The 18,960-nt window shown below is 33.1% G+C and carries 24 protein-coding genes; 2 read left to right on the top strand and 22 right to left on the bottom strand.

The window, feature by feature from the left end:
- Window positions 1-11 precede the first annotated feature (11 nt).
- From aroQ to ACTCDL_RS02810, 11 genes are all read right to left on the bottom strand, one after another.
- Window positions 12-443 carry a type II 3-dehydroquinate dehydratase gene (aroQ, locus tag ACTCDL_RS02860; protein WP_463173856.1) on the bottom strand — a complete coding sequence of 144 codons (432 nt, stop codon included), beginning with the start codon at window positions 441-443 and terminating at the stop codon, window positions 12-14.
- Between the two features lie 2 nt (window positions 444-445).
- Window positions 446-1,531, bottom strand: coding sequence for a 3-dehydroquinate synthase (aroB, locus tag ACTCDL_RS02855; RefSeq protein ID WP_463173855.1), 1,086 nt, complete (start codon window positions 1,529-1,531; stop codon window positions 446-448).
- Between the two features lie 76 nt (window positions 1,532-1,607).
- A complete protein-coding gene (locus ACTCDL_RS02850) occupies window positions 1,608-2,129 on the bottom strand; it encodes a shikimate kinase (protein WP_463173854.1) in 522 nt (173 codons plus the stop codon).
- Between the two features lie 4 nt (window positions 2,130-2,133).
- Window positions 2,134-3,333: a chorismate synthase gene (gene aroC / locus ACTCDL_RS02845; RefSeq protein WP_463173867.1), complete on the bottom strand. Its 1,200-nt coding sequence runs from the start codon at window positions 3,331-3,333 to the stop codon at window positions 2,134-2,136.
- Between the two features lie 303 nt (window positions 3,334-3,636).
- Window positions 3,637-4,197, bottom strand: a complete 561-nt coding sequence (locus ACTCDL_RS02840; protein WP_463173852.1) for a hypothetical protein — start codon at window positions 4,195-4,197, stop codon at window positions 3,637-3,639.
- Window positions 4,198-4,208: 11 nt separating this feature from the next.
- Window positions 4,209-4,748 (bottom strand): type 4a pilus biogenesis protein PilO, encoded by a 540-nt coding sequence (gene pilO, locus ACTCDL_RS02835; RefSeq protein WP_463173850.1) that lies wholly within the window; start codon window positions 4,746-4,748, stop codon window positions 4,209-4,211.
- Window positions 4,745-5,260 carry a PilN domain-containing protein gene (locus tag ACTCDL_RS02830; protein WP_463173849.1) on the bottom strand — a complete coding sequence of 172 codons (516 nt, stop codon included), beginning with the start codon at window positions 5,258-5,260 and terminating at the stop codon, window positions 4,745-4,747. Before ACTCDL_RS02830 ends, pilO begins: the two co-directional genes overlap by 4 nt.
- 21 nt (window positions 5,261-5,281) lie before the next feature.
- The gene (locus ACTCDL_RS02825) at window positions 5,282-6,106 is read right to left on the bottom strand and encodes a helix-hairpin-helix domain-containing protein (protein WP_463173847.1); all 825 of its coding nucleotides are present in this window, start codon (window positions 6,104-6,106) and stop codon (window positions 5,282-5,284) included.
- Window positions 6,107-6,126: 20 nt separating this feature from the next.
- Entirely contained in the window at window positions 6,127-6,591 is a 465-nt protein-coding gene (locus ACTCDL_RS02820; protein WP_463173846.1) for a PilW family protein, read from the bottom strand.
- 3 nt (window positions 6,592-6,594) lie between these two features.
- Window positions 6,595-6,963 (bottom strand): type IV pilus modification PilV family protein, encoded by a 369-nt coding sequence (locus ACTCDL_RS02815; protein ID WP_463173844.1) that lies wholly within the window; start codon window positions 6,961-6,963, stop codon window positions 6,595-6,597.
- Window positions 6,964-6,977: 14 nt separating this feature from the next.
- Window positions 6,978-7,436, bottom strand: a complete 459-nt coding sequence (locus ACTCDL_RS02810) for a prepilin-type N-terminal cleavage/methylation domain-containing protein (RefSeq protein WP_463173843.1) — start codon at window positions 7,434-7,436, stop codon at window positions 6,978-6,980.
- Between the two features lie 675 nt (window positions 7,437-8,111).
- On the opposite strand from ACTCDL_RS02810, the gene ACTCDL_RS02805 reads away from it, so the two are divergent.
- Entirely contained in the window at window positions 8,112-8,303 is a 192-nt protein-coding gene (locus ACTCDL_RS02805) for a hypothetical protein (protein ID WP_463173842.1), read from the top strand.
- 244 nt (window positions 8,304-8,547) lie between these two features.
- The gene (locus tag ACTCDL_RS02800; RefSeq protein WP_463173841.1) at window positions 8,548-8,715 is read left to right on the top strand and encodes a hypothetical protein; all 168 of its coding nucleotides are present in this window, start codon (window positions 8,548-8,550) and stop codon (window positions 8,713-8,715) included.
- A 29-nt stretch (window positions 8,716-8,744) separates the two neighbouring features.
- Here ACTCDL_RS02800 and ACTCDL_RS02795 read toward each other — a convergent pair whose 3' ends face one another.
- The 11 genes from ACTCDL_RS02795 to ACTCDL_RS02745 all read right to left on the bottom strand — a co-directional run bounded on the left by ACTCDL_RS02795 (window position 8,745) and on the right by ACTCDL_RS02745 (window position 18,915).
- Window positions 8,745-9,623, bottom strand: a complete 879-nt coding sequence (locus tag ACTCDL_RS02795) for a shikimate dehydrogenase (RefSeq protein ID WP_463173840.1) — start codon at window positions 9,621-9,623, stop codon at window positions 8,745-8,747.
- Window positions 9,624-9,995: 372 nt separating this feature from the next.
- A complete protein-coding gene (locus ACTCDL_RS02790) occupies window positions 9,996-10,352 on the bottom strand; it encodes a hypothetical protein (RefSeq protein WP_463173838.1) in 357 nt (118 codons plus the stop codon).
- Window positions 10,353-10,675: 323 nt separating this feature from the next.
- Complete coding sequence (locus ACTCDL_RS02785) at window positions 10,676-11,698, bottom strand: BamA/TamA family outer membrane protein (protein WP_463173837.1); 1,023 nt, start codon at window positions 11,696-11,698, stop codon at window positions 10,676-10,678.
- Between the two features lie 105 nt (window positions 11,699-11,803).
- Window positions 11,804-12,343, bottom strand: a complete 540-nt coding sequence (locus ACTCDL_RS02780; protein ID WP_463173836.1) for a flavodoxin domain-containing protein — start codon at window positions 12,341-12,343, stop codon at window positions 11,804-11,806.
- Window positions 12,344-12,539: 196 nt separating this feature from the next.
- Window positions 12,540-13,451, bottom strand: a complete 912-nt coding sequence (locus ACTCDL_RS02775) for a DMT family transporter (RefSeq protein WP_463173835.1) — start codon at window positions 13,449-13,451, stop codon at window positions 12,540-12,542.
- Between the two features lie 89 nt (window positions 13,452-13,540).
- Window positions 13,541-14,023, bottom strand: coding sequence for a nucleoside recognition domain-containing protein (locus ACTCDL_RS02770; protein ID WP_463173834.1), 483 nt, complete (start codon window positions 14,021-14,023; stop codon window positions 13,541-13,543).
- An 18-nt stretch (window positions 14,024-14,041) separates the two neighbouring features.
- On the bottom strand, window positions 14,042-14,455 hold the full coding sequence (locus tag ACTCDL_RS02765) for a nucleoside recognition domain-containing protein (protein ID WP_463173832.1): 414 nt from the start codon (window positions 14,453-14,455) through the stop codon (window positions 14,042-14,044).
- A 404-nt stretch (window positions 14,456-14,859) separates the two neighbouring features.
- A complete protein-coding gene (locus ACTCDL_RS02760; protein WP_463173831.1) occupies window positions 14,860-15,618 on the bottom strand; it encodes a hypothetical protein in 759 nt (252 codons plus the stop codon).
- 750 nt (window positions 15,619-16,368) lie between these two features.
- Window positions 16,369-17,340, bottom strand: coding sequence for a 5-oxoprolinase subunit C family protein (locus ACTCDL_RS02755; RefSeq protein WP_463173830.1), 972 nt, complete (start codon window positions 17,338-17,340; stop codon window positions 16,369-16,371).
- Between the two features lie 63 nt (window positions 17,341-17,403).
- Window positions 17,404-18,141, bottom strand: a complete 738-nt coding sequence (pxpB, locus tag ACTCDL_RS02750) for a 5-oxoprolinase subunit PxpB (protein ID WP_463173828.1) — start codon at window positions 18,139-18,141, stop codon at window positions 17,404-17,406.
- A 15-nt stretch (window positions 18,142-18,156) separates the two neighbouring features.
- On the bottom strand, window positions 18,157-18,915 hold the full coding sequence (locus ACTCDL_RS02745; RefSeq protein WP_463173826.1) for a LamB/YcsF family protein: 759 nt from the start codon (window positions 18,913-18,915) through the stop codon (window positions 18,157-18,159).
- Window positions 18,916-18,960 lie beyond the last annotated feature (45 nt).

Below are 18,960 nucleotides of genomic sequence, written 5' to 3'. Positions count from 1 at the left end.
GTCACTAATCACTATTTCAATAATCTTATCACTTGCTCTAAAGCCAAGATATAACTACTAGCCCCAAAGCCTGCAATCTGCCCTGTAACTACAGGAGAGATAACAGATTTATGCCTAAATTCCTCTCTTTTATAGATATTACTTAAGTGTACCTCAATAATAGGAATCTCCAACATTGCTAAAGCATCACGAATAGCTATACTATAATGAGTATAAGCAGCAGGATTGATAATGATGGCTTCTACATCATGGTGAAAGGCTTTATGAATTACATCAATAATCTCACCTTCACTATTTGACTGAATAATCTTCAGCTCTACACCTTTCTTAGATGCAATATCTCGTAAACTACTATTTATATCACTTAGAGTCTTCAAGCCATAGACATCAGGCTCTCTTACCCCTAATAAATTTAAATTAGGTCCATGAATTACTAAAACCATCGCTACCCTCTCAACTCCTCTAATACTTCTCTAATTATATTATGTGGTAAATCAGACTTAATTACTACTTGACCTATCTCTTCTGCCAAAATAAATCTGATCATACCATCCTTGACCTTCTTATCCTTAGACAATGCTTTAATAATACTATCGATATTTAAATCATCAAAAAAGACTGCTAACCCAAAGTCTTCGATTATCTCCTCTTGTTTTTTTAGGTCAGCTGAATCTAAAAGATCTAACTTATTAGCCAATTTAGCTGCCCCTATCATACCGATTGCTACACCTTCACCATGAACAAATCTCTGATAGTTAGTCACAGCTTCTAGGGCATGACCGATAGTATGACCATAATTTAAGATAGCTCTAATTCCCATCTCTCGCTCATCTTGAGCAACTACCTCAGCCTTAATCTCACAACATCTCTTAATCAGATACTCCATCGTCTTAGTATCTAACTCTAAAATCTTAATTCTATTCTCTGTCAAGAAGTCAAAAAATTCTTTATCCCAGATAACACCATACTTAATTACCTCAGCTAAACCTGCTTTTAACTGTCGCTCTTCTAAAGTCTTTAAGACCTTAACATCAGCTACTACTAGCTTAGGCTGATAGAAAGCACCGATTAAATTCTTGCCTTGAGGATGATTAACAGCAACCTTTCCTCCTACACTACTATCTACCTGAGATAAGACTGTAGTAGGAATCTGTACAAAGTTAACCCCTCGCATATAGGTAGAGGCGATAAATCCTGCTATATCACCAACTACACCTCCACCTAAGGCCACTATTGTAGAGCTTCTATCTAAATTAGCCTCTACTGCTTGGTCATAAAGCTCTCTAGCAGTATTCAAGGACTTATACTTCTCACCATCACCAATTTTAGCAATGTGGACCTCAAATCCTGCCTCCTTAATAGCCCTTTCAACCTCTCTACCATATAGACTATCTACCAACTCATTAGTAATAATCATAACCTTAGAACCCAGGTTAAGTTCTTTAAGATATTCCCCAACTTGGGATAATATATCATAACCTATCTTGATATCATAACTTCTCTCTCCTAAATCTACTCTAAGCTGCTCCATACTGCCCTCCCCTTTAATGTACAATTGACAATTTACAATGTACAATCTTAAAAGAACTAATCAATTTAATATTATTTTAATTGTTAATTGTACATTGTCCATTGTCCATTATCTTCTCTATCTGCTCAACTACTTCTTCTGCTGATAATTGATCTGTATTGATCTGATACTCTGTACAATCATACTTATCTTCTCGTTCAACCAGCATACTCTTAATCTTAGCTAAAGGGTCTGCCACTTCTAAAAGCGGACGACCTCCTTCATCTTTAACCCTCTCAAATATAGTTTCAGCAGTAGCTTTCAATAAAACTACTACTCCATTACTCTTTAGATTATCAATATTCTCTTCTCGTAATACAACTCCACCACCAGTTGAGATAACCTGCTTATCACCTTGAGAGATATTTAAGGTAACCTTGCTCTCAACATCTCTAAAGTACTCTTCACCCTCTTCAGCAAAAATTTCTGGTATAGACCTTCCCTCAACTTTGACTATCTCTTCATCAATATCTACAAGTCTATAATCCAATCTTTCAGCCAAAAGCTTAGCCACTGTAGTCTTTCCCGTTCCCATAAATCCAATCAATGCTATATTCATGACTCTATCTCTCCCTTACCATAGCGAGATAATTTTCATAATTTGCTTTAATCTCTTCCATACTATCTCCACCAAACTTATCCAAGAAGGCTTGAGCCAATTCAAAAGCAACTACTGCCTCTCCGACTACACTAGCTGCTGGTACAGCAGTTACATCAGAACGTTCCACACTAGCTTTAAACTTCTCCTTTGTCTCTAAATCTACCGATGATAATGGTTGATATAAGGTAGGAATTGGCTTCATAGCAGCTCTTAAGATGATCGGCTCACCATTGCTCATTCCTCCTTCAATTCCTCCTGCATTATTGCTAGTACGATAAAATTTATCATCATAAAAGATTTCATCATGGACCTTAGACCCCCAGCGCTTACCTGCTTCCATACCTAAGCCAACCTCTACCCCCTTGATTGCTTGAATACTCATCAATGCCATAGTCAAGCGGGCATCTAACTTTCGATCCCATTGTACATGACTTCCTAAACCAACTGGTAGATTATTAGTTCTAATCTCAAAGATTCCTCCCAAAGAGTCTCCTGCCTCTTTACAATGATCAATCTCCTTAATCATCTCTTGAGTAGTCTCTTCATCTACACACCTTAATGGAGAGCCTTCACTTTTGGTCTTAAGCTCCTCTAATTCCATATCTAACTTCTTATCTAAAGCTACAGTACCAACCTGTAAGACATGACCTGCCACTTCAATTCCAAAGTTTTTAAGAAAAGTCTTAGCAATAGCACCAACAGCTACTCTCATAGCAGTCTCTCTAGCACTAGCTCTTTCTAGAATATTGCGAATATCCTCATGATTATACTTTAAACTTCCAGCCAAATCGGCATGACCTGGACGGGGCTTAGTAACCTTTGGTTTAACATGCTTAATCTTAGTCTCTTTTTTTATCACTAGCTCTTCTTGACTATAGCCACTATCACCAAAAGGATCCATAACCTCTTCCCAATTGACCCAATCTCTATTCTCTATCTGTAAAGTAATTGGACTTCCTAAAGTCTTTCCACCTCTAATCCCTGACAAGACATTGGCCTGATCAGTCTCAATCTTCATCCGACCACCGCGACCATAACCACCTTGTCTTCTAGCCAACTCTCTATCAATATTCCCTTTGCTTATCTCCAAATTTGCTGGAATACCTTCCAATATTGCTGTAATCGCTTTACCATGGGACTCTCCTGCTGTTAAATAACGCATCTTCATCTACTCCTCCTTCTCTACTGCTCATATCTAGTAATTTGTTCTTTAACATTCTTGATTATCATCTACAATTCCTGTTTTATTATAGATATTTTTTATATTATCTTAACTTTTTATAATGATAAATTTACTAGCCACAGGTTTCAACCTGTGGTGATGGTGACATGTTACACTACGGGTTAAAACCCGTAGCTAAAACTTAAACTGTCGCAATATACCCATTAACCCCCAGATCAAATCAAGAAAGTATATAGTTTATATAAATTAGGGTTAGAGATTAATCTCTAACCCTAATACTGACTAAATTCTATATTTGATCATATCTAATTTATATTCAATATTCCCCTTCAATAATATAATCTCCTTACTATCTATCTTCTCTACAACAAAATCTTCTAGTTTTTCACCTTGCTTAAGCAGGTAAACTCTATCTTCTACTTTAACTACAGCCAAAGAAACTTTACCCTTCTTTGTAACTCCTAGTAAAGTGAATAAAGAGTTATTTGAATTTAATCTATGTATACTCTTCTTATCACCTTTTACTTGATTATTATAGCTAAACTCTAATTTATTATCATCTGACTCAGTAAATGGTGACTTTCTTTTTGTGTTTTGAAACTTAAACAATTTGCTTCTTTTCGAGCTTTTAATCTGATCAACCTCTAATCTCTGATTATCTGTTTTTTTACTAATATTACCACTAGTCTCAGTCTTAGTTACAGTAACTGACTGATTACTATCATCCATTAATAATATTTTTGTCCATAAGAAGATAGCTACTACAACTAAAATTATTAACAAACTCAGCTTTACCTTCTGCTTAATAATCCACTCTCTTCTCTTTCTTCTAAGTATATTCACCTTTATTTAATTCACTCCCTTGCAGAATAGATATATAAGATAGTCTTAACCTTTAAACTTCTACCTTTATCCTTGCTAATAGATAGCTTCTCTATTGTAACTAGCCTGTCCATCTCTTCTAATTGGGATAAAAAAGTTATTAGTTGTGGATAGTCTGCTGAAAATAATAAGTTGATTGGAGCTTTAACATAATCGTCTTCTATTATAGAATCTTGAGGTGAGAGATTAGCAAGATTAATCTGATCATCATCTATCACCACTTCCAAATCTCTCAAGAATTTAGTCAGCTTCATATCAGCTGGTATAATATTATCTAATCCTAGCTTCTCTTTAAATAATCTATTTTCTATACTTTCCTCTACCTGGGGCTTAGAAGCTAACTGACTTACTGTTTTAATATCATCTTCTTTATTCTTGATAGACATCTTTAACTTTCTAATCTTAACCTCACTTGTCCTAATATTAAAGTAGTAGATTAAGCAAGCCAATAATATAGCTAAAATTAATGGAGTTAATGAGTTTAATCTCTTATCTTTTATATTATAAATCATAGGTCTAACCTCCCTGCCACCCTAAAGCTAATCTTCTCTGCTGTAGACTCTGTATAATCAAGACTAACTTCAGCAAAGTAAGGATACTCTTCTATTTGCTTGACCGTCTCAATTACCTCTCTATTATTAATGCTTCTGGCATTAACCTGAAATTGTTGATTCTGATTAATTATAAAACCTGTCAATACTACACCTTCTGGAATCAAGTGATTGAGATCTATAAGAATCTGCTGATAACTTAACTGTTGTGCCAATCTACCAATTAAGTTCTCTTTATTTCTAAGCTTTGCCTTCTCTTGTTCTAACAGCCGATTCTCTGCTATTACAGGCTTTAAAGAGTCCAATCTCTTATCAAGAACTATTATCTTCTCTTGATAACTTAAGATATTATTATAATTATAAAGGCTAAAACCAACCATAATAAGCAATATAAGCAAAGAGATGATAATATTTCTCTCTTTATTCCTTTTAGCTTTTACCTTTAGGCGATATTCTAATGGAATTAAATTCATCTTTGATCTCTCCTTTCAAACTCACTGCACCTTTATAAACCTTATTACCCTCCTCTTAATATTCTTATCTTTAATACTAACTTCTAATATCACTTTAAAGTTATGTGAAGTTACCTTAATTTTATCCTTTAGCCTAGAGTAGATAGCATCTCCAATTCCATCAACCCCCTTGATCTCATCCTTATTAGCAAAAGGCCTTCTAGCTTTGATATTTGTAGCCAAAATATCACCGATACCACTTAAAGATTTTAAGACCGAACTAGAAGCAGTATTTATATTTATTCTCCCATCTGATTTGACAGTTATATCATTTTTGATAGCTTGATAGGTCTTACTCTCATAATTATCCTCATTATCAATATCTCCTATTCTATTGACTTGAGATAACTCTTCAATGGCACTAAACTCTCTTTTTGTGATGATATTCTCTGCTATAATATCCCCTACTCCTTCTAAAGATGCTAACATCTCTTTACTAGCTTTATTAATATTAACCTTACTACTTTCATCTACTATCTTAAGCATATTATATTTAATTTTTAGCTTATGATTATCACTATCTATTACCTCTAGGGAACCGTTATTTTTGTTATATAAAGACCGCAGATTTGACTTACTAATATATCCTTTATCTACAAGTAACTTACCTAAACTATCACAGGCCTTACTCACTTCTAGATTAGTTATTCCATCTATTAAATAATAATCTCTTATACTATCTTGATAGTTCTTAGCTATCATAAACTCTGTTATAGTCAATCTCAACACCGCTGGAAAGAGCAGAGCAAATATAGTTAAAATTACTAAGACAAGAAACAAAGCATACCCATCTTCTTTAAATACCATGCTTACCACCCAGTCAAATATTATAATTGTTCAGCTCTAATCTTAATTGCTGTTTTTAGTAACTCTTCTCTACCATTTTCTTGAATACTTAGTGTAATATACAAGAGGTCATTTGACCTTTTTAAGTTAAAGGATTTAATCTTATTGCTAATAATATTATAATCAGCATTTAAGCAGAGATGACCTTCTGCTCTATAATAGATTACCTTCTCCTCTCCATTGGGATCTATATAAATAACTCTAGAATCTGATCCCTCCTTGATCTTCTTTATAGATTTAGCCTGTTGGAGATTAGTAATTATCATATTCATACTTATCCTCAGCTCTTGCTCTAAAGTAGACTCTAACTTACTAACCTTCCAAGTATCATAAATATTCTTCTTAACTATATATAAAGAAGAGATTACTATCCCTAAAATAGCAGTTACTACCATTATCTCTATAAGTGTATAACTACTCTCATCTTTTAATCTTATCTTCTTCACCTCCTACATATCCCTTACAAAAGTAAGTAACTCAGCTCTAGGAGTCTCCTTAAAATAAACCTCTACTATAACTTTTTTAACTTTTGTTCTTACATTATTAACCTTAATCAAATATTCATAATTAGTAAAGTTATCATCTTCTATCTTAGTTAAAGGTCTACTACTAATATCTCCAAAATCTTTGCTTCTTTCCTCTTCTAGCTTCAATCTAGCTAAATTAGTAGCTATAGTTAACTGCTTAGCCTCTACTATTTTAGTACTATTATCAATCAACATATCTGTTAAAGGAAGTAGTACCATCGCTAAAATTGAAATGGCTATCAGTAGTTCAACCATTGTAAATCCAGCTTCATTGTTGAAAATATAATTCATCACCCTTCACCCACTTACTCTACATTCAACTCTCCTGCATTAGAAGAATAGGTTATCTTTTTGCTACCATATCCTTCTTTGATTAGCTCTATACTGCCATTACCACCATCAATATTACCAAGAGTCTTAAAAAACACTTCTTTTTCTCCTGCACTAGATGAAAATGTTATCTCACCGAACTTAACCTTACTCCCCTTTAAATCTACCTCCTTAATTATCTCTTTACTAACTTTATCTTTCACAATCTGATATTTATTAGTAGCTTGATAGAAGATAACTCCATATTTAACCTTCTTAATAATAGATTGCTGTCTTGCCCATTGTAAATCCAGAACTAAATGATTAGTGGCAGTAATTAATTCTAAGTAGTCAAAATAGCCCTTAAACTTCGGAAAAGATAGTGAGGCTAAGATACCAATAATGGCAATCACTATCATCACTTCTACTAAGGTAAAGCCTTTTTCTTTGAACATATTATAGTTACCTTACTTTCTTTTTGACTTAATACTAGTATTTCCAGATTATAATTCCCACTAATAGTAAAATTATACTTTAGAGCTTTGATTTTTCTTAACGATTATCTTAGAAGAAGAATGAGCAAAATGATAAAAATAGAGTCTATAAGTTACTCTATGAAAGCCAATTTGAGCTAGTATCATAAAAAATCCCTAGTAGATTTTTCCACTAGGGATTTTTTATGATACTTCTATATCTTTCTAAATGTATATTATTCATCTTAGCTTTTCCATAACTTTTATGAAACTTAAATTAATAACTGATAATGAAGTACAAGGAGTCGGTTATCAGGAATCTAGAATCAGTATTAAATAAATTTAACCTATTCCAGATTCCTGATTCCTAATTACTAAACTATTGTAATATCTATTATAAGTAGTGTTAATCACAAAGTTCGTTGCTGAACCTTTATCCTTCACTTTCATAAAAATAGTAATTAATGGGTATAAATATTCTGGTAGAAAAAATAATCTAAAATAAATTTAAAAAAATACCTTCTATTCTAAAAAACCCTCACATAATAATATAAGCAGACATATACATAAGAAGCTTTAAATAAAAGTTTTACTAATTATTATTTAAATTTAATTCTCAAATTGAATGACCATAATTAATAGAGGAGGATATAATAAATGCATGCTTGTCCTTTACTCTTTATAGCAAATAAGAGCTTAATTAAAAAAAAGTCTAATTTAGATGAGATCTTATATAATAGCCCTTGCTTAACAGAAGAATGTATCTGGTTTGATAATCATAATAACTGTTGTACTATCACTAAGAACCCACAAAAGTCATATATAAAAAAGACCTTGGGTTGTATCTAACTCAAGATATAAATAGTCAACTATCTCCATCCAAACAAAATATTTGGAATAGAGCTTTCTTGAAAATTTAGGATAGATAAAATTTAGCTAATCAAGCACCAATATCAATTATCCTTATGGGTTTGTGATTTTAGAATGAAATTAAGGTTAATTGAAATAACTTATAGAGGTGATCTCATTGTCTATTCAATTATCTTCTAGAGTACCCTATTTTCAGATTTTAGAAAATAAGAGGGATTACACAGTGATAATCGATAATAAAGCTTATAAGATGAATGCTATTGGAAGTTGTGATTATCTAGGAGAATACTATAATTTGCCTCCTTCACCAGAAAAGATCTCTTTTAATAATGCTCCTACTGCTATTAAAAATAAGATTTTTGGAATCTTAGAAAAATATTATGGATACTAAAAGCTCAGGCAAGTTGCCTGAGCTTTTAATTATAACCCCAATTTCTCTTCCAATGCATTTCTCATAACTTTAATTGGTGCATCTGTACCAGTCCAAATCTCAAAGGCTATTGCTCCCTGATAAAGTAACATGCCTAAACCACTTACAGCTTTATCTCCAGCCTCTTTAGCAGCCTTTAATAATACTGTCTCAACAGGATTATAGACCAAATCATAGACAAGCAAATCTTTATGTAATGCCTTAGCACTTACCACTGGTTTAGCATCTACCTTAGGATACATTCCGACTGGAGTAGCATTTACTACTAAATCTACTTTAGCTACAACCTCATCTACTTTATTAGAATCAATGACTACTATCTTAACTGAATCTATTTTATCATTAACATCATCCACTAAAACTTGGGCAAGATCTTGATTCAAATCAGAGATATAAATTTCATCAATCTCTTCTAGAGCCAATTGGAAAGCAACAGCTCTCGAAGCACCTCCTGCTCCTATGATTAATGCCTTCTTATCTTTAGCTTCAAAATCTCCTTCTTCCTGTAATGATCTGATAAAACCTCTACCATCAGTATTATAGCCTATCAGCCGACCAGCTCTATTCTCAATAGTATTGACTGCTCCAATCAACTCTGCCTCTTCTGATAGTTCATCTAGATAAGGTATCACTGCCTGCTTATGGGGGATAGTCACATTGACACCTCTTAGGTTTAAAGCCTTAATTGCTTGAACTGCTTCTTCTACATTTTCTGGATTAACAGCAAAAGGTAGATACATATAATTCAAGCCTATCTCTTTAAAAGCACTATTGTGCATTGCTGGGGAAAAAGAATGCTCTACTGGATAACCAAACAACCCCGTTAACTTGACCTCTGCTAAATTGCCCTCTAATATAACCTTCTCCATACTAACTCCTCCTATGTTTACATTTATATCTGTTAAATTTATATTTCAAAACTCTTCACAGCTAGTCCTAATCTGTTAAATTCAAGATTAAATTTTAATTTCCTTGTTTGAAGATAAAATAAACAGCTTATTATAGAGACTTAAAGTGGGGCTTAATGGGGATATTGCGACACTTTAAGTTTTAGCTACGGGTTTTAACCCGTAGTGTAAAATGTCATCATCACCACAGGTTGAAACCTGTGGCTAGTAAATTTATCATTATAAAAAAGTGTCGTAATATCTCTATATAGCGTCATAGTTAAATTTGATTCTAGATCTACAGAACTATAAAAGAAGAACCCTACAGCATTTAGCTATAGGGTTCAGTCTCAATTATTGGTAATTTTTGAGAGTTGCGATTTCTTCCTTCAAGTCATATACTAAGCCTGTTAATTCATTTAACTGCTCTCTATCTGCTTCTAATTCATCATACAGCATAGTAAGCTCGTCATTCTCTGAATAAATACTTGAGTATTCATCCTCCATATCCTCAAAAATATCAGCCATCTTCTCCTTGCCAGTATCAATAGTTTCAGAAGCTACATCACCAGCCATCATAGCCCTCTCCATTCCCTTTTCTGCAAAGGATTTAACATTACGTTTAATCTTTGGTCCTAATAAATAGGTTAAAGTAGCTATACCAACACCAATTAGAATATTCTCTGAATTGACCGGTTTTAGAAGCTTCATTTTTATCCCCCTATCTAGTTAATGATTCTACATAGATAATTTCTTCTAATAATTATCTTAAGTGAATAGATAGACCTTAAAGCTCTCCATCAACTCTTAAACTCCAACTCTGCTATAATAGTCCTTTGTCACTTTCTTTAATTTCTCAATATAGCTGTAAAGTAAAGTGACAACCACTCTGCCCTTACATAATATTATGTATCTACCAAGTGAAAAGAATACAGAAAATTTTAAGATTTTAATATTCTCTTATCTTTAAAAATTTAACATAATAGTTACTTTTATCAGTCAATATATTAACTACAATATCTATATCTGTCAAATTAAAAAGCCTCTCCAATATTTACATAAACTTTAGTATCATCTTGCCCAAAGGCTATATCAAATCTTAGGTTAATACCCTCTTCTTCATCCAAATTATATCTAACACCTAACCCATAGCTTTCTTTTAATTCATCTATCTCAAAATCTTGATTGTATACCTCTCCTATTGAAACAAACACGATACCATCAAATTTCTTATAAACTGGATATCTATATTCAAGCTGAGCAGCAAATTTATTCTTATCTATATACCTTCCATCTAAAATCCCTCTCATAATATCACCATTACCAAGAGAAGATAATTTTTGAAAGGGCACATTCCCTCGATTAAGTTCTAACATAGTTTGAAAACCTATCACATGATGATTATATAACTCTGTAAAAACTCTATAATCAAGCTTATGCTTAATAAATTTATAAGCTGTCAAGCCATGATGATAGGTTTCTGCTTCATAATTAAAATACTGGCCATTTCTTGTATTTGTTTGCCTATCCCGAGAATCATAAGCATATTTAAGACCTAAACCAAATAAATCTATGCCTTCAGTTCCTTCAATTCCTTCTACCCTCTTATCCAAGCCCAAGTTATAATCTTCATAACTTGTGATAATTCCTAAATAATTGTTCTGCGTGACCTCCTTACTAAAACTTCCTCTAACCTTAAATCCTTTACGATTATATTCTTCTTCACTATCAGAGTCTGTATTATTTCCTAGACCATAGAACTTTGAGAACCAATCTTGATAACTAATCGATAATCTTATTTTTTTACCACTATATTTTTTATTACTCACTACAAATATATTGGTCTGCTTCTCTTGAGTATACATCGCTCCTAAATCTATCTTGAGTTTCTCTTGCTCTTCTTTCTTTAAATAGATAGCCATCCCACCTAACATCACTCCTGTTTCGGGGCTACTAGCTATTATTGGGACTGAGATTGTCTTAATCTCTGGCTCTTTTGCCCACACAAGGCTTGTACTCAAAATAATTAAGGTAATTGATAACAAGACTTTTTTCATTATTTCCTCCTCCTTTAATTTTCTTAAATTGTTCAAACTTCTTCTAATTCATATTTAGTTCTTATGAGGATATTGCTACAGTTTCGGTATGAGGTGGACGAGTATCTAGTTATCTATACATTTAATAATCGGAGCAATTGCCTCTTTATCAGTCCAATCTACTGGCTTATCATAGATATCTAGTAAGTCTTTATCATCTTCATCTAACTCTCTTTTTTGCATCTTTATCTTAAATTTTAGAGCAAGCATCATCAGCTTATCAATCAAGTTCAACTCTTGATAGTTAAAAGCACCTCTTAGATAGAAAAAATCTATTTCTTCCTTCATCTCTGCTCTAAAATTATGATTAATAATATGATTAATAGTCTCTTCTTTGGCAGGTGAGCATCCAACTGCAAAGACTATAAGCTGCTTGTCCTGTAATTGCTCAAAGTTCTCGGTAAGTAGCTTAACTCCTTTTATCCCTACTGCATGTAAAGATCCTCCTAAAACTATAGTATCATAGTCCTTTAAATCATTAAGCTTAATTTCAGAGTTATTCACCAAATCTCCATCTAACCTTTCAGCTATCCATTGTGCATACCTCTTTGTACTTCCATACTTAGATTTATAGATGACAATAGTTTTATTGTTCTGCTCTCCCATTATTAATTCCTCCTTTTTAAATATAATTGTGTGACTTCAAAAATATCTTTATAGGTAGATAAAAGAACGCTTTGGTTGTTAGAAAAATGGGTTGGTAGAAACTGCCTAACCAACTAAATCTCTAACTCCTAACTATCAAAGAAAATAGGTATGAATTTTTTATAAAAAAAGCAAGAAACTTTAAAGTCTCCTGCTTTTAATTAAATTCCTTTATTTTCTTATTACTTATCAAGATCTTTTTAATATTTTCAAACTTTAACTCAGCCAATAACATTCCTAATACAATTAAAACACCGCCCCAATATCCTCTTACACTGATTAGCTCACCAAGGTAGAGATAGGCAAATAAGGCACCAAAGACTGGTTCCATTACAAAGATAATTGCCGTTCTCGTTGCAGTAGTAAACTGTTGAGCCTTATTCTGAATAATGAAGGCTAAAGCTGTGGCAAATAAGCCCATGTAGATTACATTCATCCAAACATTAGTAGCTATTACTAAGAAATAATCACCTTGAACTAAAGTGATTATTCCACTTAATAAAGCTACTGTTCCAATTTGAACAACAGCAAATAAAATTGCATCTTTACTTTTAACATATCTGTCGACTAATAGTATATGTATTGCCAAAGAAAAGGCTGACAGAAAGACTAGAAAATCTCCTAAATTGAATATTAGATTTCCATTAAAGCTTAATAATCCCAATCCTATAGTAGCTAAGAGGACCCCTAAAGATGTAGTTAACTCTGGCATCTTCTTAAAAATAATTGCTGATAAAATTGGTACTAATACTACTGCCAATCCTGTAATAAATCCAGCCTTAGAAGCATCGGTCAACTCCAACCCTGTAACCTGTAAAGCATAACCTCCAAAGAGAAATACTCCAGCAAACATCCCATACTTTAATGTATCTCTATCTAATTGCATAACCTTTTTATAGAAGATTAATCCTAAAAACAGTGTTGCAAAAGTAAATCTTAAGGTTAAAAAGTAAAATGGAGTAACCGTATTAAAGATATTCTTCATAAAAGCAAAGGTACTTCCCCAAATTACAACTACAAATAGTAATGATAAATCAGCTTTGACACGTCTTGATAGAAATTTTTTCATAGACTTCTCCTTTCTATATATAGTTTAAGGAAGAGTTGCAACTCTTCCTTAAACTATATATATTCTTAATTCTTCACTCATTATTGACCTTAACAGCAATCAGCTTTTTCTAATTCTTCTATATCTACTTCTACATCTGTCACAAAATATCTTGTATATAGATAGGTAAGCATTACTGCTAAAATCACTCTAGAACCTAGCATAATTAACCCATTACCACCAATAGCTACAAATAAGAGTGTATCTTCAACTACAGCATGGCAGACCATTAGAAATACAGCCATGGTCATTAACTCTCTAGGAGATAATTTATCCTCCTCTACACTTCTGATAATCAGTCCAGCACCATAGGTAATCCCAAAGAATTGGGCTACAATCAATGGTAAACTAGCATCTTTAGGTAGTTTAAATACTCTTAAGATTGGTATAAATAAGCTAGAGAATTTATCTAATAGACCAATTTCATCTACTACTTCAATACCGATAAGTAATGGAAATAAGATTACTGCTACTGTCTTTAACATCCCTATACTTCCATTAAAAACTTCAGAAAAAAATCCTACCCAATCCATCTATATAAGTCAACTCCTTTACAAAAGTATATTCAAGATAATTCCAGAAACTATAGATAATATTATCCTTAAACTTATTAAGGGTAACAACTTTACCTTTATCCTTTTGATGATAGCTCCTTCAATGATTAAACTATGGGATAATCCTAGCATAGTCCCTAAGATAGTAATCTCCCTTGCACCCAAATCTAAACCAGCAATTACTCCCAAAGCTCCATAGATATTCATTAGATACCCTGTTAATAATGCTAAAGCAGCCTCACCTGGTAACCCTACAATCTTCATCATTGGACTAAAAAATTGGTCTAGATAACCTATAACTCCTGTATATTTCAAAAAAGTCACTAATATATAAACTGGAATAATAATCTTCATCAAAGATAAATAAGTACTACAAGATTTTTTGAATCCTCTTGTAATTGCTTCAACCACTCATCTTCCTCCTTCTTTTAACAAGTTTATTTATTAAGTATTTATTAGTTTCCATCCTATTTTATAATTAATTACTTATATAAGCAAGGATATCATTATTTTTAGAATATTAAAATATTTTAAATTAACCTAATCATTTTTGAGAATTAAATTTTAATATAAGTGGTGTTTGTTTATGGGGATATTGCGACACTTTTAAACCCCAGTGTATAGTGTATAGTTGCGAGTGGATAGTTAAGTACAAAACCTTAAATCACAAAGCTTTTAATCTTTTTACTATCAACTATACACTATCAACTATCAACTGAAACGAAAGTGTTGCACTATCTCTATATTATCTCCCTTTTAATAGTAAAATATCTTATGTATGAAAAAAAGTAGTGACTATTGATAGTCACTACTTTTTAAAACCTAGTTTCAACACCCATATATACACCTTGAGTTACACGGTCAATATCGGTGATATTATAACTATCAAGAATATTATTACTATCTTGAGTATCTAAGTTCACACTAAAAGTTTTGTTTTTAAGATTCTCTTGCTTGATTTTATAGCCAACTTTAGCAGTCAAATCCTCTGCTAGAGTAAAGCTGAATCCAGTTTCTAAAGAATAATTATTATTAATTTCATAATCAGTTAAGCTATCTCCTTCAACCTCATTATTATTCTCTAATAACGGTGAGGATACAGTATAATCACCAGCTAGACCATACTCTCCATCTACAAAGAATCCAATACGGTCAGTTAAATCTCTTTTTAGACCAAATAATAGATTAGCACTCTTACTTTCGATAGTAAATAACTCTTGATTGAAAAAGTCTGTTTTAAAGTTGGAGTAATGCCCACCAACACCTAAATAGAACTTGGTATCTGGAATAATATTAAGCTCCTTCTTTAAACCTAAACCGATATTTTGAAAATCTGAATCGATATAATTATTATATCCACCAAAGGAGTAATTAGCTTCTAGAGCTAGCTCATCAGTGAATTTAAAGGAACCCCGCAACTGCTTTGCTTCCATATCTTGATCTAGGTTGTTATTATACTTATAATTTAGCTTCATATAATCAAACCCCATACCGATTCGGTCATTAGCAAAGGCTATTGCAGTATTTACTACTACGATTAAGGCTACGACTATTACTGCGATTTTTTTCATCATTTCCCTCCTCCTATGTAGGTTTTCTTCTCTGCTCACTATTAATTTTACCGTAAATGGTTCTCAAATTAAAGAAGTAAATATTAGTAATAAACTGGGTTTTTTAAGCTTCTTTATTACATATTGGTTCTTTAGTTATTAGCGTTTAATGTGGATAAAGCGACACTTTTTCACTTTGAAAATGGGCAAAATTATTAAAACATTTTTCGGGAAAGCTTATCAGCTTTTTTCCCGAGTGACTTTTAGCATTGCCCTAAAAGTAACCAAAAAGTCTAGAAGAAAATCAAACTCTCTCAGCAATCAAATTCTTTAATTATTATTAATATTAGACTCTCTAGTTAAGATTTTGGTTACCTCTAAGTTTTAATTCAATTTTTGCTTCGTTCAAACAATAATTTTCTTCACCTTTAAAGACTTTAACTGTCAACCATACACTGTTAACTGTAAACTGAAGTAAAAATATCGTAATATCTCTATAAAAATCCATCTTTAAATTATATTTTAAAACCACAAATCTATCTGTAGTCAGCCAACTTTAGAATGAAACAATAGAAAGATAGTGTGATACTTTTGTAATCAGTGACGAGTGATTAGTAAACCACCCTCTCCTAAATCCTCTCCCTGATAAGGAGAGGACTTTAAATTCTTTTTGTTCCTCCCCTTTTAAGGGGGAGGTTAGGTGGGGGGATATTACTAAATTGTCGTAATCCACCCATTAAATTAAACTTTAGACTTTGGTGTCTATATTTATAATCAAGAACTATAAACCATATAAATTTTATTAGTCATCTGCTCTAACTCTTTAAGTTTTCTCTCTCTTTCGCAATATAACCTCTGTGACTCTTCAATACTTGATAAAGAAAAAGATATCATCTCCCTAGGCTTCATCTGAGCCAAAGTAGCTATATCAACTGAAATTACATTAGCAATCTTAGTATAGCCACCAGTAGTTTGATGATCAGACATCATTATTATTGGTTGACCATCGCCTGGTACTTGAACCGCCCCCAGAGATATACCTTCTGAAATAATATCAGCACCTTGAAAAGGCTGAAGTTTTTCCCCTTCCAACCTATAACCCATTCTATCTGATTGGAGTGAAATACTATACTGGCTATTAAAGAACTTATCAATCTCTTGCTGAGAGAACTCTTGAAATTGAGAACCTTTAACTACTCTAATTTCAGCTTCTTCTTTGTATTCAGAAAGATACTGCTTAGGTACTTTGAGGATTCCAGAAAAATCTCCTTTATCAGTATCCACTACCTTTAAAGAGTCACCAGCCTTTAAGCTTCTTCCCTGATAGCCACCTAGTTGACCTCGCAAATAAGTAGAAGAACTCCCCATTACCTCTTCAACCTCTATCCCCCCTGAAACTGACAAATAGGCTCTACACCCCTGTTGAGCTCCTTTAAAGGTCAATCTGTCTCCAGAATTAACCTTGACTGAAGACCATGAATAAATCTTCTTCCCATTAATTTCTGCTCCCAACTCAGCACCAGTAATTGCAATCCTAAAAGCACCTAGAAAGATGATCTCTGGTCCTAAGAGTGTAATCTCAAGTGCTGGAGCATTTCTCCTATTACCTACTAATAAATTAGCAATTTGAAAGGCATAAGAGTCCATTGCTCCTGCTACTGGCATCCCATAGCGTTGATATCCATATCTTCCTAAATCTTGAACAGTCGTCAATAATCCAGGCTTATTAACTCTCAAACTTCCCATTACAATTAACCTCCTTTCTGAAGTTCAGTGAACAGTAATGAGTGATAAGTGACAAGTAACAGACTAGCAATCATTATCAATCTTCTTTACTGAAATTCGATATTCTCCCATCTCTATTTGCTCTTCAATTAATTCAACCTCTTCGTTAAAAACTGGTACAAACCTAAGATAAGAACCTGCTTCCAATAAAAAGGGTGCCTCTCTATTTGGATCAAATAATTTAACAGGAGTTCTCCCTATGATCTGCCAACCACCAGGGCTACTGATTGGATAAATTCCAGTCTGATGATCAGCAATCCCTATACTTCCAGCAGGAATCTTCTCTCTAGGATTCTTTAGCCTTGGGGTAGCAATCTTCTTTGACATTCCACCTAAATAAGGAAAGCCTGGGGTAAATCCTAGCATATAAATTAGATAATCTCTACTACTATGTATTTTGATTACCTCTTCAACACTCAAACTATTATACTTAGCTACTGTTTCTAAATCTGGACCATATTCTCCACCATACATAACTGGGATTTCAATTATTTTAGTAGAGGGTGTAGTGAAGATATCAATTTTTTCTTTTAACTCTCTTAATTGAGCTACTAAAGTATGATAATCTATAATTAAGGGATTGTAGACTATCATCAGCTTAGTATAACTAGGAATATACTCTATTACTCCTGTTATCTTTTCTTCTTCCAATAAATAGACCATTGCCTGAATATCTTGATTAATCTCTCTTTTAATCTCATCTCCAAATTTTACAAGTATTGAGTTATCACTAGCAGGAAAATACTCTAACTGCTCTACCATAAAATCAACTCCCTTCTATAAAAATGGTGCTACCTCTATATCATTCTCACCTAAAGTCTGATTAATCTGCTCCACTAAAGCTAACGCAGTTACAGTATCCCCGTGAACACAGATAGTATCTGCCTTAATTTCAATCTCTTCACCTGTAATTGCTTTAACTTTATTCTCTATTACCATCTTTAAGACCCGCTTAGCTACCAAATCATTATCTTCAATTATTGCTCCCGATTCTCTTCTGGAAAGTAGTTTACCCTCTTTAGTATAAGCCCTATCAGCAAAGACCTCATTAGCTACCTTTAGTCCTACATCCTCACCAGCTCTAATCAACTCAGAATTGGCTAATCCCACAAGTACTAACTCACTATTGATATCATAGATAGCCTCAGCTATCGCCCGAGCCAAATTATAATCACTAGCCGCCATATTATATAAAGCCCCATGAGGCTTAACATGTTGTACCTTCCCACCTAAGGCTTTCACAAATCCATCCAGTGCACCTATTTGATAAATCAGATAGCTTCGTGCTTCTTCTAGGGTAAGCTCCATATTTCTTCTACCAAAACCCATTAAGTCAGGCAGGCCTGGATGGGCTCCAATTGCTATCCCTTCATTTAAAGCAAATTTGACTGTCTGCTCCATCACCAGTGGATCTCCAGCATGAAAGCCACAGGCGATATTAGCCGAACTGATTATTTTAATGATCTCATAGTCATTTCCACAACTATATCTACCGAAGGACTCACCTAAATCACTATTTAAATCAATCTTGTTCATATGACATCTCCCTTTTTGCACTTTTATTAAACCATATTATACCTT

It is taken from the genome of Orenia sp. (genome assembly GCF_055140805.1).
This window is presented reverse-complemented; position numbering and strand designations above follow the sequence as displayed.

What these genes read in the sequence shown, in the direction of transcription:
- ACTCDL_RS02850 (WP_463173854.1), bottom strand. Translation starts at nt 2,129, where the DNA reads ATGAATATAGCATTGATTGGATTTATGGGAACGGGAAAGACTACAGTG.
- ACTCDL_RS02780 (WP_463173836.1), bottom strand. Translation starts at nt 12,343, where the DNA reads ATGGGAGAGCAGAACAATAAAACTATTGTCATCTATAAATCTAAGTAT.
- ACTCDL_RS02755 (WP_463173830.1), bottom strand. Translation starts at nt 17,340, where the DNA reads ATGGGAAGTTTGAGAGTTAATAAGCCTGGATTATTGACGACTGTTCAA.
- ACTCDL_RS02810 (WP_463173843.1), bottom strand. Translation starts at nt 7,436, where the DNA reads ATGTTCAAAGAAAAAGGCTTTACCTTAGTAGAAGTGATGATAGTGATT.
- pxpB (WP_463173828.1), bottom strand. Translation starts at nt 18,141, where the DNA reads ATGGTAGAGCAGTTAGAGTATTTTCCTGCTAGTGATAACTCAATACTT.
- aroQ (WP_463173856.1), bottom strand. Translation starts at nt 443, where the DNA reads ATGGTTTTAGTAATTCATGGACCTAATTTAAATTTATTAGGGGTAAGA.
- ACTCDL_RS02795 (WP_463173840.1), bottom strand. Translation starts at nt 9,623, where the DNA reads ATGGAGAAGGTTATATTAGAGGGCAATTTAGCAGAGGTCAAGTTAACG.
- ACTCDL_RS02760 (WP_463173831.1), bottom strand. Translation starts at nt 15,618, where the DNA reads ATGATGAAAAAAATCGCAGTAATAGTCGTAGCCTTAATCGTAGTAGTA.
- pilO (WP_463173850.1), bottom strand. Translation starts at nt 4,748, where the DNA reads ATGATTTATAATATAAAAGATAAGAGATTAAACTCATTAACTCCATTA.
- aroB (WP_463173855.1), bottom strand. Translation starts at nt 1,531, where the DNA reads ATGGAGCAGCTTAGAGTAGATTTAGGAGAGAGAAGTTATGATATCAAG.
- ACTCDL_RS02775 (WP_463173835.1), bottom strand. Translation starts at nt 13,451, where the DNA reads ATGAAAAAATTTCTATCAAGACGTGTCAAAGCTGATTTATCATTACTA.
- ACTCDL_RS02785 (WP_463173837.1), bottom strand. Translation starts at nt 11,698, where the DNA reads ATGAAAAAAGTCTTGTTATCAATTACCTTAATTATTTTGAGTACAAGC.
- ACTCDL_RS02830 (WP_463173849.1), bottom strand. Translation starts at nt 5,260, where the DNA reads ATGAATTTAATTCCATTAGAATATCGCCTAAAGGTAAAAGCTAAAAGG.
- ACTCDL_RS02790 (WP_463173838.1), bottom strand. Translation starts at nt 10,352, where the DNA reads ATGAAGCTTCTAAAACCGGTCAATTCAGAGAATATTCTAATTGGTGTT.
- ACTCDL_RS02815 (WP_463173844.1), bottom strand. Translation starts at nt 6,963, where the DNA reads ATGAATTATATTTTCAACAATGAAGCTGGATTTACAATGGTTGAACTA.
- aroC (WP_463173867.1), bottom strand. Translation starts at nt 3,333, where the DNA reads ATGCGTTATTTAACAGCAGGAGAGTCCCATGGTAAAGCGATTACAGCA.
- ACTCDL_RS02745 (WP_463173826.1), bottom strand. Translation starts at nt 18,915, where the DNA reads ATGAACAAGATTGATTTAAATAGTGATTTAGGTGAGTCCTTCGGTAGA.
- ACTCDL_RS02805 (WP_463173842.1), top strand. Translation starts at nt 8,112, where the DNA reads ATGCATGCTTGTCCTTTACTCTTTATAGCAAATAAGAGCTTAATTAAA.
- ACTCDL_RS02770 (WP_463173834.1), bottom strand. Translation starts at nt 14,023, where the DNA reads ATGGATTGGGTAGGATTTTTTTCTGAAGTTTTTAATGGAAGTATAGGG.
- ACTCDL_RS02825 (WP_463173847.1), bottom strand. Translation starts at nt 6,106, where the DNA reads ATGGTATTTAAAGAAGATGGGTATGCTTTGTTTCTTGTCTTAGTAATT.